Raw genomic sequence first — 16,732 nt, 5'->3', positions numbered from 1 at the left:
GTTACCTCCCTATTAATAACCAGGCGAACTAAGTTAGATAATTTCATTATTGGTTCTGGTTATGCTGCGCGTGGAAAATTCACGATCTGTTTTTTCTGACGTAGCTACCGTTATGTTTTCAATGATGTTAAGTGGATTGATTTGCGGCGCACTGCTGGGGTTTGTGATGCAGCGCGGACGCTTCTGCCTGACCGGCGGCTTTCGCGATATGTATCTCGCCAAAAATAACCGTATGTTTTATGCCCTGTTGATTGCCATCGCTATCCAAAGCGTTGGCGTCTTCGCGCTTATTCAGACCGGGGGGCTGCAATACAATGCCGGCGCTTTCCCGTGGCTGGGTACGGTGGTTGGCGGTTACATTTTCGGGCTGGGGATTGTCTATGCTGGTGGTTGCGCGACAGGCACCTGGTACCGCGCGGGGGAAGGGCTGATAGGGAGCTGGATTGCGCTGTTTACCTATATGGTCATGAGCGCAGTGATGCGCTCCCCGCATGCCGACGGCATTAATGGCTTGCTGAAAACCTACAGCACGGAACATAACTCGATTGCCGAAACCTTCGGTGTTTCTGTCTGGCCTTTTATCGCACTGCTCCTTGCCGTCACGCTGTGGGCGGTCGCCAGAGAGCTGCGTAAGCCGAAGCTGAAGATTGCTTCGTTGCCGCCGCGTCGCACCGGGCTTGCGCATCTGCTGTTTGAAAAGCGCTGGCACCCTTTTGTCACTGCGGTACTTATCGGTCTTATCGCACTGCTGGCCTGGCCGCTCAGTGAAGCCACTGGCCGTATGTTTGGTCTGGGCATTACCTCACCCACCGCCAACATTTTGCAGTTCCTGGTGGCGGGGCAGAGTAAATTCCTCAACTGGGGTGTATTCCTGGTGCTGGGTATTTTTCTGGGGTCGTTTATTGCCGCGAAAGCCAGCCGTGAGTTTCGCGTACGCGCGGCGGATGCACAAACCACGCTGCGTAGCGGATTTGGCGGTCTGTTAATGGGCGTGGGAGCCAGTATGGCTGGCGGCTGTTCGATAGGTAATGGTCTGGTGATGACCGCGATGATGACCTGGCAGGGCTGGGTGGGGCTGGTGTTTATGATCCTAGGCGTATGGACGGCGTCATGGTTTTTATATGTTCGTCCGCAGCGCAAAGCGAAACTGGCGGCGGCTGCGGCTTAACTGACAGGAGCTGTTATGGCTGTAAAAAAACTGGATGTGGTAACACAGGTTTGCCCGTTTCCTCTGATAGAAGCGAAAGCGGCGCTGGCGGAAATGGCCCGCGGCGATGAACTGATTATTGAGTTCGACTGCACCCAAGCGACGGAAGCTATTCCGCAATGGGCGGCGGAAGAGGGCCACACCATTACGGATTACCAACAGGTTGGCGACGCCGCCTGGAGTATTACCGTGCAGAAGGCGTAAGCCGATGCCCTCCCGTTACCGGGAGGGCACTCTCAGACTATCTCTTCGGCGTACTGCCACAGCGCTTTCAACAGCGCCTGCTTTTCACTGTCCCCTTCATACTGCTGGAACAACGCCTGGAGTGTTTCGGCGTACTGTTGCAGAAACTCCGGCGTAAAGACATTGCGGCGGTGCGTCAGCCAGCGCTGCTGTTCCTGCTCATCCAGCGTGCCGGGGAAGTTCCGCGCCCGGTAGTTAAACAGCAGTTTTTCAATACGCGCATCGGCAAAAGTGATGTCCAGCGCGGGCAGGTTGCGCGGCTCGGTTTCCAGCAAAATTTTCATCGCGGCGCGGTCAGCATCGCTGAAAAAGCCGTTATAGATTTGTGCGTCCACGTTATCGGAAGGGACAAACGGTTCCGCCTCGGCGAAAATTGCCAGCACTTTCTCGCGCACATGCGGGTTATCGCGCAGGATTTGCAAATTATCATGGTAATGCTGAAGGTTAATGCCCAGCCGCTCGGCGTCCTGCGGACGCAGCGTATTGGCCTGCGCCAGAACAGGGCATTTATTCAGATGTACCAGTTTGACCGGCACCGCTGCGTTGTCGCCGAGTTCCGCTTTCGGTGTATACAGCCTTTCGCGCAGCGCATTGGTGTCCAGTTCCAGCAGCGGCGACATGTCGCCTGCCAGGTCCACCATAATCACCGCGTTGCGGTTTTCCGGGTGCCAGGCCAGAGGTGCCACCCAACTGGTGTTCCCGCGCCAGGCGCCAAACATCCCGGAGACATGCACCAGCGGTTTCATTTGCGGCACATCAATCAGCGTCGCCAGCTTCTGCTTATGGCGATGGCTGAACAGGTAGTCGAACAACTTCGGCTGCTTTGCTTTCACCAGTTGCGCCATGGCGATTGTGGCGTAAACATCCGCCATTGCATCGTGGGCGTTGGCATGTTCAATGCCGTTGGCTTTTGTCAGGTGCTCAAGACGGAAACTGGGCAGACCATCCTCGTTTTCCGGCCAGTTAATCCCGTCCGGGCGCAGAGCGTAGCAGGCGCGCATAACGTCCAGCAGATCCCAGCGTGAGTTATGGTTTTGCCAGCTCCAGGCATAAGGATCGTAGAAGTTGCGGTAGAAAATATTGCGCGTCACTTCGTCGTCAAAACGCACATTGTTGTAACCGAGCACGCAGGTGTTCGGCACAGTGAACAAATCGTGAATGCGTTTGGCGAACGCCGCTTCGTTCTCGCCTTTGGCGCGTGCGATTTGCGGGGTGATGCCGGTTATCAGCACCGCTTCCGGCTGCGGCAGATAGTCGTCAGCCGGTTGGCAATAAAAGACTTCCGGTTCGCCAATAATGTTGAAATCCGCGTCGGTGCGAATCGCGGCGAACTGCGCCGGGCGATCCAGCGCCGAGCTGGTACCGAAAGTTTCATAATCGTGAAAGAGAAAAGTGGGCGTTGCGGCGGAATCAGACACCAGATGCTCATCCTGTCAATAAATATGCCCTCTATGGTAAACCATCCCGGCGCGTGTGCCGAAGGAAAACCGGTCATTCTTCCGCAGATCTTCGCAAAAACAGATGGTTAAAACCGATCTGTGTCACATTTTATTGCAATTAAAACAGGTAACGACACACGAAGTTCCGTACAAAGAACGACGATTTTAGATGCTATAGAGGATATTTCATTGAAACGCCGTTTGTTTGTTGCTTCTTTGCTGGCGGTTTGCGTGCACAACGCTTACGCCGACGACTTACCTTTTGCCCCTCAACCCCCGGCAATTCAGGCGGGCTCCTGGGTATTGATGGACTACACCACCGGGCAAATCTTAACGGCGGGCAATGAACATCAGCAACGTAACCCGGCGAGCCTGACCAAACTGATGACCGGCTACGTTGTTGATCGCGCCATCGATAGCCACCGCATCAGCGCTGATGATGTTGTCACTGTCGGAAAAGACGCCTGGGCAAAAGGGAACCCGGTGTTCGATGGTTCTTCACTGATGTTTCTCAAACCGGGCGATCGCCTGACGGTTCGCGACTTAAGCCGTGGTTTGATTGTTGATTCCGGTAACGATGCCTGCGTGGCGCTGGCGGATCATGTGGCGGGCGGTCAGCCGCAGTTTGTCGCCATGATGAATGATTACGTCCAGAAGCTGAATCTGCGCGATACCCATTTTGAAACTGTGCACGGGCTGGATGCGCCGGGTCAGCACAGCTCTGCGTATGATCTGGCGGTGCTCTCCCGCGCCATCATTCATGGCGAACCGGATTTCTACCATATGTACAGTGAAAAAAGCCTGACGTGGAACGGCATTACCCAGCAAAACCGTAACGGTTTGCTGTGGGATAAGACGCTGAACGTTGACGGGCTGAAAACCGGCCACACTTCTGGCGCGGGCTTTAACCTGATCGCCTCAAGCGTGGACGGAGAACGTCGCCTGATTGCGGTGGTAATGGGCGCAGACAGCCCGAAAGGGCGTGAAGACCAGGCGCGTAAACTGCTGCTCTGGGGGCAGCAGAATTTCGATACGGTAGAAATTTTGCGTAACGGTAAAAAAGTCGGCAGCGAACGGGTGTGGTACGGCGATAAAGCGCAGGTTGATGTCGGCACCGATCAGGATTACTGGCTGGTGCTGCCGAAAGCGGAACTGCAAAACATAAAAGCCAAATATGTGCTGGACAGCAAAGAGCTGGATGCACCGCTGGCAGCGCATCAGCGCGTGGGGGAAATCCAGCTTTATGACCGCGATAAAGCGATCGCACACTGGCCGTTGGTCACGCTGGATAGCGTCGGTAAAGGCGGCTTGTTCTCGCGCCTGAGCGATTACCTCCACCACAAAAGCTGACACCGTCAAGCGTCGGCAGGAAGGCATGCGAGTTTGCTCGCATAATTGAGCTGTTGCAGATGGCAGGCGCAGGTCTGCCCGTTATACTGTATGTTCGAACAGTAACACTAAGGGAGTTAGTATGAGCTACACAGTCAAGCAGTGTGAAAAACGCCGTATCGCCGGGTTTCATCTGGTCGGGCCGTGGGAAGAGAAAGTTAAACAGGGATTTGCGCAGCTGTCGATGTGGGTTGATAACAAGAAAATTCAGCCGCTGGAGTGGATTTGCGTCTATTACGACAACCCGGATGAAGTGCCAGCGGAAAAATTGCGGGCGGATGTGGCGGTGACCGTGGGGGAGGCATTTCAGGTACCGCCTAACAGCGAAGGGGTGATGACCACCGAAGTGCCAGCTGGCCAGTATGCGGTTGCGGCGGCGCGGGTTTATAACGAAGAGTTTGGTGCCAGCTGGGATCGCTTTTTCGATGAGTTGCTCTCCGATCAGGCATTACAAATTTCCACCGGACCTTGTTTTGAAATCTATCGCAACGACGGACAGCGCGACGGTTACTGGGAGATTGAGATGTATATTCCGGTCGAGCCGAAAACGCTGTAAGCCGTAAACGCACGTAAAGGGACGCCAGGATCAAACTGGCGTCTCTTTTTTGTTTTAAAAGGTGATATCAGCTACTGAAAAATCCTACAATTGCGCCTCTTTTATTTCTAACCCGGAGAACGGCCGTGCGCCGCGACAAATCACTCAGCCCTTTTGAAATTCGTCTTTACCGCAATTATCGCGTCGTGCACGGCGTGCGCATTGCCCTGGCCTTTGTTCTGACTTTCCTGCTGATCCGCCTGCTGGACGTGCCGGAAGGCACCTGGCCATTAATCACGCTGGTGGTATTAATGGGACCAATTTCCTTTTGGGGGAATGTTGTTCCGCGTGCTTTTGAGCGTATTGGCGGCACTATCTTCGGGGCCGCACTGGGGCTGGTGGCGTTAAGGCTGGAGCTGATTTCTTTGCCGGTGATGCTGGTGTGGTGTGCCGTTGCGATATTTTTATGCGGCTGGCTGGCGCTTGGTAAAAAACCCTATCAGGCGATCATTATCGGCGTGACCCTTTGCGTAGTGGTCGGCGCGCCGACGGGGGATATGCAAACCGCGTTGTGGCGCAGCGGCGACGTCATTATTGGTTCGCTACTGGCCATGTTGTTCACCGGCATCTGGCCGCAGCGTGCTTTCTTGCACTGGCGCATTTTGATGGCGAATTATGTCACGGCGTTTAACCGTGTCTATCAGGCGGGTTTATCACGCAATCTGGTGGAGCGGCCGCGTCTGGAAAAGCACCTGCAAAAAATTCTCACCGACGTGGTAAAAATGCGCGGCTTAATCACGCCGGCCAGTAAAGAGACCCATATCCAGAAAGCGATTTTTGAAGCTATTCAGACCGTCAGCCGTAATTTGGTATGCATGCTGGAGTTGCAGATCAACGCCCACTGGAGCTCGCGCGCCAGTCATTTTGTCATGATCAATGCCAGTACGTTGCGTGAAACGCAGCAGATGACGCAGCAGACGTTGCTGACCATTGCCCACGCACTGTATGAAGGCAATCCGCAGCCGATTCTGGCAAACACGGAAAAGCTCAATGAGATTGTCACAGAGCTACGCCAGTTAAGCCGCGAGCATGAGGGTGATGCGCTGGCAGAAACGTCGATTCATGGTTATGTCTGGTTAAGCCTGGAGCTGGCGCGTCAGCTGGAATTGTTATCGCATTTGATCTGCCGGGCATTGCGCAAATAAGCGACAGATAGCCGCGGTACGCAGTCTGGTTGTTTCGATTCAGCTGAATTTGTGGTTATGATAGGTAAAAGGAAAAATTATTGTCATATGCAACCGCTTTGGGTAGGTTTGCCTCTAAGCTTGTTGCGTTAACGAATCCGAATCTCACATTATCAGGGGTGTAAAAATGGAAACAACCAAGCCTTCGTTCCAGGACGTTCTGGAGTTTGTGCGTCTGTTCCGCCGCAAAAACAAGTTACAGCGTGAAATTCAGGACGTTGAGAAGAAGATCCGTGATAACCAGAAGCGCGTACTGCTGCTGGATAACCTCAGCGATTACATCAAACCGGGCATGAGTGTTGAAGCCATTCAGGGCATTATCGCCAGCATGAAAACCGACTACGAAGATCGTGTGGATGATTACATCATCAAAAACGCCGAGCTGTCGAAAGAGCGTCGTGACATCTCCAAAAAGCTGAAAACCATGGGCGAACTGAAGCCGGTTGAAGGGAAAAACGAATAATGCCTCGCGGTGAGAGGTTCGCCTCTCACCCTTATTTCACGCCACCTTCCACCATCTTCAACAAATAATTTTTCGGCCAGTGCGCCGCCAGCGTTCTCTTCTCTAACACCCGACAAACCGCTTCCACATCATGACGTGCCGAATCAAGAAACAACCCCACCACGCTTCCACTGTGCGCCACGTTCAGACCGTATAAATCGAACCGCTCCACCAGATTGAGCAGAGTAGTGAATGCGGGTTTCGGCAACAATGACTGGCTGGCTATCGCGCTGAGCGTTGCGGCTTCGCCGAGCAGCGCGGCATCATTTTGCGCACAGGCGCGCTGTAACATTTGCCACGCGTTATCCAGGATACCTGCATTTTTCAGCAGCACCTGCTGGCGCACCATCCGGTGATAATCTGCGGTCGTCAGTGTCAGCGGGCTTTCCAGCAGCAGGATCTCGGTATGCGGAAGCGCGCCGCAGGGAATGCGCGCTGCGGCCGTGTTGTGGTCAAACAGTGTCAGGCCTGAAAACAGCGTACTGTCGGTCGGCTCCAGCGCCACGCAAAGTTTCGCCAGCGTCTCTTCATCAAGCCTTTGATTAAGATGCCGGGCCGCTGCCACGGCTGTCGCCGCGATATCGGCGGTGCTGCTGGCCATACCTTTCGCTACCGGAATCGTCGAGCGGCAGTCGATACGCAGGGTCGATGATAGTGATGCGGGAAGTTGCCAGTGCGCCAGCAGTTGCCTGAGCATCGCGCGGGTGAGCGGACGTTCGTTAGCAAGCGGCGTACCGGTGGTGACTTCCACGTGGCTGTACCACGCCACCGGGCAGGAGACCAGCTTTTCGCCGCCGAGGATCCAGCCCTGAATGATTTCGCCGCAGGATGCGGGACAGGCTGCCTGCGCCACGGTGCTTCTCCCTGAAAATAAAACCGGATAGTGTCACTTCATCCTCTCGAATGCCAGCATTACCGCCACTCTGGCCTGGAGCTACCCGGGCACGAAGCATGCTTTGTTAATGCTATTCGCCGATGGCTTTTACCGTCACCAGTTAAGGATTTTCGCAGGCTCACTACCGCACAACGTTTTTCGTCAGCACTATCACATGGCTCCTCCGGTATGTCGTTTACCGTCCGGGTAGGCGTGCAAATTACGCATGTAGCGTTGAGTAAATTCCGGCGCTGAAGATCGGTTGGCGAAAGCTGAATAAATCAGGTGTTGATAAAAACGGGTGCGCAATACATTGTCATAGCGCAACAAACTCGCGTTTACGCGACGATAAACTGCTTCAGTTTTATTTCCCTGCAGCTATTCAGTGCGCTTTGGGGAAATGTCATGAGAACGCGAACCCTGTTTTCGCGCCGTGACGCACTAAGCCAACAGGTTTTGCCGCCGCTTTTTGCGCGGCTGGGAAGGGGGTGAAAATCCCCCGCAGCCCCCGCTGCTGTGATGCTGACAACCCCGAAAACGCCACTGATCGCCAGATCGGGAAGGACGGGTGAGGATGACGCTAAGCCAGAAGACCGACCTGATGGGCCATTATCAACAACTTCGGTGGGAAGTGGGTTGCTCAGTAGCGTACGGTCGCAAGACCGGGCAAACGCGCGCCTGACTTCAGCTTTCCGCCCGTAATGGGGTGTCAGTAATGTCAAACAGGCGCAGCGCCTTTCTCCTTGCCGGAACCGGCAGCAGTTGTGGGAAAACCACCGTCACGCTGGGGCTGCTCACTGTTTTTAAACGCCGTGGCTTACGTGTTCAGCCGTTCAAAGTCGGACCTGATTACCTCGACACCGCCTGGCACAGCGCCGTTTCTGGCGTTGCGTCCCGCAATCTCGATAGCTTTATGCTGCCGGAACCCACGCTAAACGCGCTCTTTAGCCAGCATGTTGCTGCCTGCGATGTCGCCGTGATTGAAGGCGTGATGGGCTTGTACGACGGCTACGGCACCGACCCCGATTATTGCAGCAGCGCCGCGCTGGCAAAACAGCTTGGCATCCCGGTGATTTTGCTCGTTGATGGCAAAGCGGTGTCGACCTCCATTGCCGCTACGGTGATGGGGTTTCAGCATTTTGATCCGCAACTGCCGATTGCCGGCGTTATCGTCAACCGCGTCAACAGCGACAGCCATTTTCAGCTACTCAAACACGCCATTGAACGCTATTGCGCGCTCCCGGTGATGGGTTATGTCCCGACCACGCCAGGTGTTGCGCTACCGGAGCGCCACCTCGGCCTGGTGACCGCGCGTGAATCGATGGTGGAAGCGTCGTCATGGCATGATTTTGCCAGGCGTCTGGAGCAAACCCTTGATATTGACCAACTGCTCACACTCAGCCAGCTCACCACCCTGCCCGCAGGGCAAATGCCGCCATTGCCGGATGCGGTTGCAGGCACAGGGCTGACGCTGGCAGTCGCTTTTGATGAAGCCTTTAACTTTTACTATCCCGATAACCTCGACTTACTGGCGCGTGCGGGCGTGCGCATTGTGCGCTTTAGCCCGCTGCGGGATCGCCAGTTGCCGGATTGCCAGATGCTGTGGCTGGGTGGCGGTTACCCGGAGCTGCATGCGCGGGCGTTATCAGAAAATACCCCAATGCTGGAGGCTATTCGCGCGGCGCATCGGCGCGGCGTGGCGATCTATGCCGAGTGCGGCGGGCTGATGTATCTCGGCACCGCGCTGCGTGACGCGGGCGGCGAGGAGTGGCCGATGACGAATGTGATCCCCGGTCTTAGCGTGATGGGCAGCAAACTGACCCGCTTTGGCTACTGCGAAGCCCGCGCGACGCAACAGACCTTACTGGCGGCAGCGGGTGAAACCTTGCGCGGTCATGAATTTCACTACTCGGATTTCACCGCGCAAACGGCGGCGGTGCTGGACTGCCATAAAACCCGCGATGGAGAAGTGCGCAAACGCTGGCAGGGCGGCTGGCAGGTTGGCAACACGTTTGCCAGTTACCTGCATCTGCACTTTGGCCAGCACCCGCAAATGCTCAACCACTGGTTTGCCGCCGCAAGGAGCGCGCCATGACACTGCTTGCCTGGGCTGTGGCTTTTTTACTCGATCGATTGCTGGGCGACCCGCCGCACTGGCCGCATCCGGTGCGCTGGATCGGCGCACTGATTAACTTACTGCAAAACATCGTGCGGCGTTATTGCCATAGCGATAACGCGCTGCGCACTGGCGGCGGCGTGATGTGGCTGGTGGTGGTCGGGGTGAGCTGGAGCCTGGCATGGGGTGTACTGGCGCTGGCGAACGCCATTCACCCGTGGTTCGGCTGGTGCATCGAGGTGTGGATGATCTTCACCACGCTTGCCACCCGCTGTCTGGCGGATATGGCGCGGGAAGTTGAAAAGCCGCTGCGCGAAGGGCTGCTGGCTCAAAGCCGCGAAAAACTCTCATGGATTGTCGGGCGCGATACCCGCCAGTTGCAGCCGCCGCAAATTACCCGCGCGGTGGTGGAAACGGTCGCCGAGAACACCGTCGATGGGGTAATTGCGCCGCTGTTCTTTTTGCTGCTCGGCGGTGCGCCACTGGCGATGGCCTACAAGGCAGTCAACACGCTGGATTCAATGGTCGGTTACAAACATGAAAAGTACCGCGCCATCGGCATGGTCAGTGCCCGGCTCGATGATGTCGCCAATTTTATCCCGGCACGCCTGAGCTGGCTGTTGCTGAGCATCGCCGCCTGGTGTTGCCGCCAGGATGCCTGCGCCGCGCTGCGTATCGGTTTTCGTGACCGGAAGAATCACAGCAGCCCGAACTGTGCCTGGCCGGAAGGTACGGTGGCCGGTGCGCTCGGCGTGCGCCTTGGCGGGCCAAACGACTACTTCGGCGAACGCGTCGACAAACCGTGGATTGGCGATGATACGCGCGCCATTGAGGTTAATGACATTGGGCGAGCCATTCAGATGATGTGGCTGGCTTCGACGCTGGCGCTGGCGTTGTTTGCGCTGGTGCGTTTTGTGTGGATGGGAGCCTGAGGATGGAAAAGATGGATTATTTGCAGCAACCGCAGGCTATTGAAGCCAAAAGTTTTGTCATTATCGGCGACATCATCAACGAGACGCGTCCCGATTACCGCTTTGCCAGCCCGCTGCATGAAGCGGTGATCAAACGGGTTATTCATACCACCGCAGATTTTGACTGGCTCGATATCTTATGGTTCTCCGCTGACGCGCTGGAAAGCCTGTGTGCTGCGATTAAACAGGGCTGCACGCTCTACACCGATACCACCATGGCGCTTTCCGGCATTAACAAAACGCTGCTGGCGCAGTTCGGCGGTGAAGTGCGGTGCTATATCTCCGACCCGCGCGTGGTGCGTCGCGCCAAAGCTGACGGCATCACCCGTTCGATGGCGGCGGTTGACCTGGCGCTGGGGGAAGAGGGCGGCAAAGTGTTTGTCTTCGGTAATGCTCCCACTGCGCTGTTTCGCCTGCTGGAACATAACACGCCGGTAAAGGGTGTGGTCGGCGTGCCGGTCGGGTTTGTCGGCGCGGCAGAATCGAAAGCGGCGCTGGTGGCGAGCGGTTTACCGGCTATTGCCGCACACGGGCGCAAAGGCGGCAGCAATGTGGCGGCGGCGATCATCAATGCGCTGCTTTACAGCCTGCGGGAGGCGCAATGAGCGAACAGGCGTTCGACGAGCCGGTGTGGCACAACGGAAAAGCGCTGCGCAAAGGTTATACCACGGGCTCCTGCGCGACGGCGGCCGCGAAAGTGGCGGCGCTGATGGTGCTGCGCCAGCACCTTATTCATCAGGTGTCGATTGTCACGCCATCGGGCGTCACGCTGTGCCTGAACGTCGAATGCCCGCATGTGGAGGGGCTTCAGGCTGTCGCCGCGATTCGCAAGGACGGCGGCGATGACGTTGATGCCACCCATGGCATGCTGATTTTTGCCCGCGTCACGCTTAACGAGGGTGGCGAAATAACCCTGCGCGGCGGCGAAGGCGTTGGCACGGTGACCCGCAAAGGCATTGGCCTGGCGGTGGGAGACGCGGCCATCAACCGCACGCCGCGCCAGACTATCGAAGCCGCCGTGCGCGAAGTGATTGGTCCGACGCGCGGCGCAGAGGTGGAAATTTTTGCCCCAGAAGGGGAAGAACGGGCGAAAAAAACCTACAACGGCAGGCTCGGTATTGTTGGCGGCATTTCAATTATTGGCACTACCGGTATTGTGACGCCGATGTCGGAAGAGAGCTGGAAACGCTCGCTGGCGCTGGAGCTGGAGTTAAAACGCGCCGCCGGGGTGGATCGCGTGATCCTGGTGCCCGGCAACCACGGCGAGCGGTTTGTTCGCGAACATCTGGGCGTCTCCGGCGAACAGGTCGTCACCATGAGTAACTTCGTCGGCTACATGATCGAAGAGGCAGTGCGCCTCGGTTTCCGGCATATCGTGCTGGTCGGTCACCCCGGCAAGCTGGTGAAAATCGCCGCCGGCATCTTTCACACCCACAGCCATATCGCTGATGCGCGTATGGAAACGCTGGTCGCACACCTGGCGCTGCTCGGTGCACCACACGCCCTGCTGCTGGCGGTGAGCGAATGCGACACCACTGAGGCGGCGATGGAATACATCGATGCCGCCGGGTTCAGCCACCTTTACGATCACCTCGCAGCCCGCATCTGCCTGCGTATCGAACAGCTGCTGCGCTTTACGCACAACCCGCCGCAGTGTGATGCCGTGATGTTCTCCTTTGATAACAATGTGCTTGGCGCGAACCGTTCCGTTGAGGCGATTGCGAGGGATCTCAAATGTTGACGGTCGCCGGGATGGGGCCGGGCAATCTGGCGCTGATGACGCCGCAGGCGCAGGAGGCGGTGGCGCAGGCTGAGGTGCTGGTCGGCGGTAAACGCCACCTGGCGCAGTTCCCCGATTTTGCCGGGCAACGGCGGGCGCTGGATGCGAATATTCCCGCGTTGCTGGCGTGGCTGGAAAAAAACATGGCGCGCAATATCGTGGTGCTGGCCTCCGGCGACCCGTTGTTTTACGGCATCGGCACGCGGCTGGTGGCGCACTTCGGTATCGAACAGTTGCGCATTATTCCCGGCATCAGCGCCGCGCAATACCTCTGCTCGCGCACCGGTATTGATATGAACGATATCTGGCTGACCAGCAGCCACGGGCGCGTTGTCGATTTCGATGCGCTGGCGCGCGCCAGCAAAGTCGCGATGGTGACTGATGCCCGCTGCGGGCCAAAAGTCATTGCCGATGCGCTACTGGCGCGCGGGGCAGAAAAGCGCTGGCTGGTGATTGGCGAAAATCTCGGTATGGACAATGAGCGTATCCACTGGCTGCGCCCGGCGGAGGTGCAGGCGCATTACGAAATGAATGTGGTGGTGATCCTCAATGAAAGATGAGCGGTTTATTCGCGGTGAAAAAGTGCCGATGACCAAAGAGGCAGTGCGCGCAGTAGCGCTGTCGAAGCTGGCGCTGCACGATGCCCGCCACCTGATCGATATCGGCGCGGGCACCGGCAGTGTGAGCATCGAAGCGGCGCTGGCGCACCCGCAATTGCAGGTCACGGCGATTGAACGCAACCCGGCAGCGCTCGGGCTGCTGGAAGAGAATTTTCAGCGCTTTGCTTGCCGCAATATCACCCTGGTTCCCGGCGTTGCGCCGCTGTTTATCGGGCAGCCTGCGGACGCGGTGTTTATGGGCGGCAGCGGCGGCAATCTGACGAAACTTATCGACTGGTCGCTGGCGCAGCTTAACCCCGGTGGGCGGCTGGTGATGACCTTTATTTTGCAGGAAAACCTAAGCAGCGCGCTGGCGCATCTGGCTGATTGCTCCGTCTCAGCGCTGGATTGCCAGCAACTTCAGGTTTCCCAACTGACCCCGCTTGGCAGCGGTCACTACTTCAAAGCGCACAATCCCGTTTTTTTGATTTCCTGTGAAAAGGAGCAACACCATGGCTGACCACACGGATGCACAAACTGTCTGGTTTGTGGGCGCTGGACCGGGCGATAAGGATCTCATCACCCTGAAAGGGTATAGGCTGTTACAACAGGCGCAGGTGGTGATTTATGCCGGTTCGCTGATTAATACCGAACTGCTGGAATACTGCCCGCCAGACGCGCAATGCCACGACAGCGCCGGGTTGCACCTTGAGCAAATCATCGACCTGATGGAAGCCGGGGTGAAGGCCGGGAAAGTGGTAGTGCGCCTGCAAACCGGCGATGTCTCTCTGTATGGCTCGGTGCGCGAACAGGGAGAAGTGTTAACCCGCCGGGGTATTCGCTGGCAGGTTGTACCCGGCGTCAGCGCTTTTCTGGGGGCGGCGGCGGAGCTGGGTGTGGAGTACACCGTGCCGGACGTGTCGCAAAGCCTGATCATCACCCGCCTCGAAGGACGCACGCCGGTGCCGGAGCGCGAACAACTGGAGGCATTCGCCAGCCACCAGACCTCGATGGCGATTTACCTCTCGGTACAACGCATTCATCGCGTGGCGGAGCGCTTAATCGAAGGCGGTTACCCGCACACGACGCCAGTCGCGGTGATTTACAAAGCGACCTGGCCGGAAAGCCAGACGGTGCGTGGCACGCTGGCAGATATTGCTGACAAAGTGCGCGATGCCGGGATCCGCAAAACCGCGCTGATCCTCGTTGGCGCATTTCTGGGCGAAGAGTTCCACTACTCGCGGCTTTACGCGGCGGATTTTAGCCATGAATACCGCAAAGCCTGACGCGATAGCGCTGTTTTGTCTGACACCGGGTGGCGTGGCGCTGGCGGCGCGTCTGCAAGCTGTGCTGCCGATGACCTGTTATACCAGCGAGAAACTGCTCACGGCGGGGTTTTTGCCCTTTGAGGGGAGTTTTGCACAGAGTCTGCGCGAGGCGTTTTGCCACTTTTCCGCGGTGATTTTTATCGGCGCAACTGGCATTGCCGTGCGCGTTATCGCCCCGCTGGTGAATGACAAATTTAACGATCCGGCGGTGATCGTCATTGATGAACGCGGGCAGCATGTCATCAGCCTGCTTTCCGGGCATTGCGGCGGCGCGAACGCGCTGACGCGCTACCTGGCGGCGGTGCTGGACGCCGATCCGGTGATCACCACCGCGACAGACGTGAACGATCTGGCGGCACTCGACATGCTGGCCATTCAACTGGATGCGCGAATGCAGGATTTTCGCGCGGCGGTAAAGACCATCAATCAGATGCTGGTCAGCGGTAAACGCGTTGGTCTGTGGGGTGAAGTGGCGATGCGTGAGGACGTGGCGCGCTGCGATACGCGTGGTTTTATCGCAGTGGATCGCCTCGATGCGTTACCGCAACTGGATGGCCTCGTGTGCGTGACCACGCAAGCCGCGCTGCCGGTGTTGCCGTTGCCGGTTTTCAAACTGGTGCCGAAGCGCATCGTGGCGGGGATCGGCTGTCGCCGCGATACGCCGTTTACGCGGCTGCTGGCGCTGTTACAACGCCAGTTGCAGGCGAACGACATCGACCCGCTGGCGCTGCGCGCGATTGGCAGCATCACCTTAAAGCAGGATGAAAAAGGGCTGATCAAACTGGCGCAACGCCTGGGCGTGCCGTTTGACGTTTTCACGGCTGAGGCATTGCGACAGCACGAACACCATTTTCCCGTCTCAGAATTTGTCCGCCACACTGCCGGGGTCGGGAGCGTCTCCGGCCCGGTGGCATGGCTGATGAGCCACGGGCAACTGACTGGCGAAACCCTGCGCGAGCAGGGCGTGACTATTACTTTGGGAGTTTCACACTGATGTTAACGGTAATCGGGATTGGCCCCGGCTCACAGGCAATGATGACCATGGAAGCCGTTGAAGCGCTGCAGGCGGCGGAAATTGTGGTTGGTTACAAAACCTATACCCATCTGGTGAAAGCCTTTACCGGCGATAAACAGGTGATCAAAACCGGCATGTGTAAAGAGATCGAGCGCTGCCAGGCGGCGATTGAGCTGGCGCAGGCTGGACATAACGTGGCGCTGATCAGCAGCGGTGACGCCGGGATCTACGGCATGGCCGGGCTGGTGCTTGAGCTGGTGAACAAGCAGCAACTGGATGTGGACGTCCGTCTGGTGCCGGGCATGACCGCCAGCATTGCCGCCGCCGCGCTGCTCGGCGCGCCGCTGATGCATGACTTTTGCCATATCAGCTTAAGCGACCTGATGACGCCGTGGCCGGTGATTGAAAAGCGCATTGTCGCGGCGGGTGAAGCGGATTTCGTGATTTGCTTCTACAACCCGCGCAGCCGGGGGCGCGAAGGCCATCTGGCACGCGCGTTTGAACTGCTCGCGGCCAGCAAAAGCGCCGACACGCCGGTGGGCGTGGTGAAATCCGCCGGGCGTAAGAAAGAGGAAAAATGGCTGACCACGCTCGGCGAGATGGATTTTGAACCCGTCGATATGACCAGCCTGGTGATTGTCGGCAACCGCGCCACCTATGTGCAAAACGGCCTGATGATCACACCCCGGGGCTACACCCTGTGACCGCCGGGCAAGTATTGGTTATCGGCGGCACCAGTGATGCGCGGCAAATTTGCCAGCAGCTGGACGACGCGAATGTGCGCTATACGCTGTCGGTGGCGACGCCGACCGGGCAGCAGCTGGCAGGAAATATTTGCGGCCAGGTGCGCTGCGGGCGACTGGAGATGGACGACATGGTCGCATGGCTGCAACACCACGGTACGCGCTGGGTCATTGATGCTTCGCACCCGTATGCCGATGTGGTGAGTCGCAATATCGCCGCGGCCTGCGAGCAGGCGCAGGTGTTGCTCAGCCGTTATCAACGCCCGGAGCAGTTACCGGATTTAACCCATCCGTTGCTGTTTTATGTCGCCACGCTGGAAGAGGCCTGCGCCAAAGCCCGCGAACTGGGCGAACGTATTTTGCTGACCACCGGCAGTAAAGATCTGGCGCGCTGGCGCGAAGGCTTACCGGATAAAACCTTGCTGGCACGCGTGCTCCCTGTGCCGGAGGTGGTGGCGCAGTGCGCGGAGCTGGGTTTTGGTGTCGGCGATATTTTCGCCCTCTGCGGTCCGTTTAGCGCCGGGTTTAACGCCGCATTTTATCGCCAGTATCAAGTGGAGGTGATGATCACCAAAGCCTCCGGCGCAGAAGGCGGTTATCTGGAAAAAGTACAGCCCGCGCTGGATGCCGGCATCCCGTGCATTGTTATTGCCCGCCCGCAACCTGCGGTGAGCGGGGAAGAGTTACTTAACAGTCAGGATGCCTTCGCCAGGCGGTTGCGGCGCTGGCTAGCAGCACAGTGAGGAG

18 protein-coding genes and 1 riboswitch are annotated in these 16,732 nt (G+C 57.5%); of the genes, 16 read left to right on the top strand and 2 right to left on the bottom strand.

The annotated features are described in order from the left end of the window. Nucleotides 1–112 precede the first annotated feature (112 nt). Together tsuA and tsuB are read left to right on the top strand one after the other, a co-directional pair. On the top strand, nt 113–1,168 hold the full coding sequence (gene tsuA, locus IP581_RS14460) for a thiosulfate utilization transporter TsuA/YeeE (RefSeq protein ID WP_193820694.1): 1,056 nt from the start codon (nt 113–115) through the stop codon (nt 1,166–1,168). 15 nt (nt 1,169–1,183) lie between these two features. Next, nucleotides 1,184–1,411, top strand: coding sequence for a thiosulfate utilization sulfurtransferase TsuB/YeeD (gene tsuB, locus IP581_RS14455; protein WP_020454267.1), 228 nt, complete (start codon nt 1,184–1,186; stop codon nt 1,409–1,411). A 32-nt stretch (nt 1,412–1,443) separates the two neighbouring features. Here tsuB and sbcB read toward each other — a convergent pair whose 3' ends face one another. Continuing rightward, on the bottom strand, nt 1,444–2,868 hold the full coding sequence (sbcB, locus tag IP581_RS14450) for an exodeoxyribonuclease I (RefSeq protein WP_193820693.1): 1,425 nt from the start codon (nt 2,866–2,868) through the stop codon (nt 1,444–1,446). Between the two features lie 210 nt (nt 2,869–3,078). On the opposite strand from sbcB, the gene dacD reads away from it, so the two are divergent. The 4 genes from dacD (at nt 3,079) to IP581_RS14430 (ending at nt 6,520) form a co-directional block, all read left to right on the top strand. Next, a complete protein-coding gene (gene dacD, locus IP581_RS14445) occupies nt 3,079–4,239 on the top strand; it encodes a serine-type D-Ala-D-Ala carboxypeptidase DacD (RefSeq protein ID WP_193820692.1) in 1,161 nt (386 codons plus the stop codon). 121 nt (nt 4,240–4,360) lie between these two features. After that, nucleotides 4,361–4,834 (top strand): DNA gyrase inhibitor SbmC, encoded by a 474-nt coding sequence (gene sbmC / locus IP581_RS14440; RefSeq protein ID WP_097399476.1) that lies wholly within the window; start codon nt 4,361–4,363, stop codon nt 4,832–4,834. Nucleotides 4,835–4,959: 125 nt separating this feature from the next. After that, nucleotides 4,960–6,018, top strand: a complete 1,059-nt coding sequence (locus IP581_RS14435) for an FUSC family protein (protein ID WP_097399477.1) — start codon at nt 4,960–4,962, stop codon at nt 6,016–6,018. Nucleotides 6,019–6,184: 166 nt separating this feature from the next. Next, complete coding sequence (locus IP581_RS14430; protein WP_193820691.1) at nt 6,185–6,520, top strand: DUF496 family protein; 336 nt, start codon at nt 6,185–6,187, stop codon at nt 6,518–6,520. Between the two features lie 31 nt (nt 6,521–6,551). Here IP581_RS14430 and IP581_RS14425 read toward each other — a convergent pair whose 3' ends face one another. Beyond that, on the bottom strand, nt 6,552–7,412 hold the full coding sequence (locus IP581_RS14425) for an L-threonine kinase (protein WP_193820690.1): 861 nt from the start codon (nt 7,410–7,412) through the stop codon (nt 6,552–6,554). Between the two features lie 455 nt (nt 7,413–7,867). Then, a riboswitch (cobalamin riboswitch) is annotated at nt 7,868–8,049 on the top strand. Between the two features lie 99 nt (nt 8,050–8,148). Between IP581_RS14425 and IP581_RS14420 the strand changes: the two genes are divergently transcribed. The 10 genes from IP581_RS14420 to IP581_RS14375 are packed head-to-tail and all read left to right on the top strand — an operon-like array spanning nt 8,149 to nt 16,728. Beyond that, nucleotides 8,149–9,528: a cobyrinate a,c-diamide synthase gene (locus tag IP581_RS14420; RefSeq protein ID WP_193820689.1), complete on the top strand. Its 1,380-nt coding sequence runs from the start codon at nt 8,149–8,151 to the stop codon at nt 9,526–9,528. Next, entirely contained in the window at nt 9,525–10,481 is a 957-nt protein-coding gene (gene cbiB / locus IP581_RS14415) for an adenosylcobinamide-phosphate synthase CbiB (protein WP_193820688.1), read from the top strand. The genes IP581_RS14420 and cbiB overlap by 4 nt, the downstream gene beginning before the upstream one ends. Before the next feature lie 11 nt (nt 10,482–10,492). Continuing rightward, on the top strand, nt 10,493–11,125 hold the full coding sequence (locus IP581_RS14410) for a cobalt-precorrin-8 methylmutase (RefSeq protein WP_193822705.1): 633 nt from the start codon (nt 10,493–10,495) through the stop codon (nt 11,123–11,125). Next, a complete protein-coding gene (gene cbiD / locus IP581_RS14405; protein WP_193820687.1) occupies nt 11,122–12,261 on the top strand; it encodes a cobalt-precorrin-5B (C(1))-methyltransferase CbiD in 1,140 nt (379 codons plus the stop codon). The genes IP581_RS14410 and cbiD overlap by 4 nt, the downstream gene beginning before the upstream one ends. Further along, on the top strand, nt 12,255–12,860 hold the full coding sequence (locus tag IP581_RS14400) for a cobalt-precorrin-7 (C(5))-methyltransferase (protein ID WP_193820686.1): 606 nt from the start codon (nt 12,255–12,257) through the stop codon (nt 12,858–12,860). The genes cbiD and IP581_RS14400 overlap by 7 nt, the downstream gene beginning before the upstream one ends. Continuing rightward, the gene (locus IP581_RS14395) at nt 12,850–13,419 is read left to right on the top strand and encodes a decarboxylating cobalt-precorrin-6B (C(15))-methyltransferase (RefSeq protein WP_193820685.1); all 570 of its coding nucleotides are present in this window, start codon (nt 12,850–12,852) and stop codon (nt 13,417–13,419) included. The genes IP581_RS14400 and IP581_RS14395 overlap by 11 nt, the downstream gene beginning before the upstream one ends. Then, the gene (locus tag IP581_RS14390) at nt 13,412–14,185 is read left to right on the top strand and encodes a cobalt-precorrin-4 methyltransferase (protein ID WP_086873096.1); all 774 of its coding nucleotides are present in this window, start codon (nt 13,412–13,414) and stop codon (nt 14,183–14,185) included. Before IP581_RS14395 ends, IP581_RS14390 begins: the two co-directional genes overlap by 8 nt. Beyond that, entirely contained in the window at nt 14,166–15,221 is a 1,056-nt protein-coding gene (gene cbiG / locus IP581_RS14385) for a cobalt-precorrin 5A hydrolase (protein ID WP_193820684.1), read from the top strand. The genes IP581_RS14390 and cbiG overlap by 20 nt, the downstream gene beginning before the upstream one ends. Continuing rightward, complete coding sequence (locus tag IP581_RS14380; RefSeq protein WP_193820683.1) at nt 15,221–15,946, top strand: precorrin-3B C(17)-methyltransferase; 726 nt, start codon at nt 15,221–15,223, stop codon at nt 15,944–15,946. The genes cbiG and IP581_RS14380 overlap by 1 nt, the downstream gene beginning before the upstream one ends. After that, nucleotides 15,943–16,728 (top strand): cobalt-precorrin-6A reductase, encoded by a 786-nt coding sequence (locus IP581_RS14375; protein ID WP_193820682.1) that lies wholly within the window; start codon nt 15,943–15,945, stop codon nt 16,726–16,728. Before IP581_RS14380 ends, IP581_RS14375 begins: the two co-directional genes overlap by 4 nt. Nucleotides 16,729–16,732 lie beyond the last annotated feature (4 nt).

It is taken from the genome of Kosakonia pseudosacchari (assembly GCF_015167415.1).
Taxonomy (GTDB): Bacteria; Pseudomonadota; Gammaproteobacteria; order Enterobacterales; family Enterobacteriaceae; genus Kosakonia; species Kosakonia pseudosacchari.
This window is presented reverse-complemented; position numbering and strand designations above follow the sequence as displayed.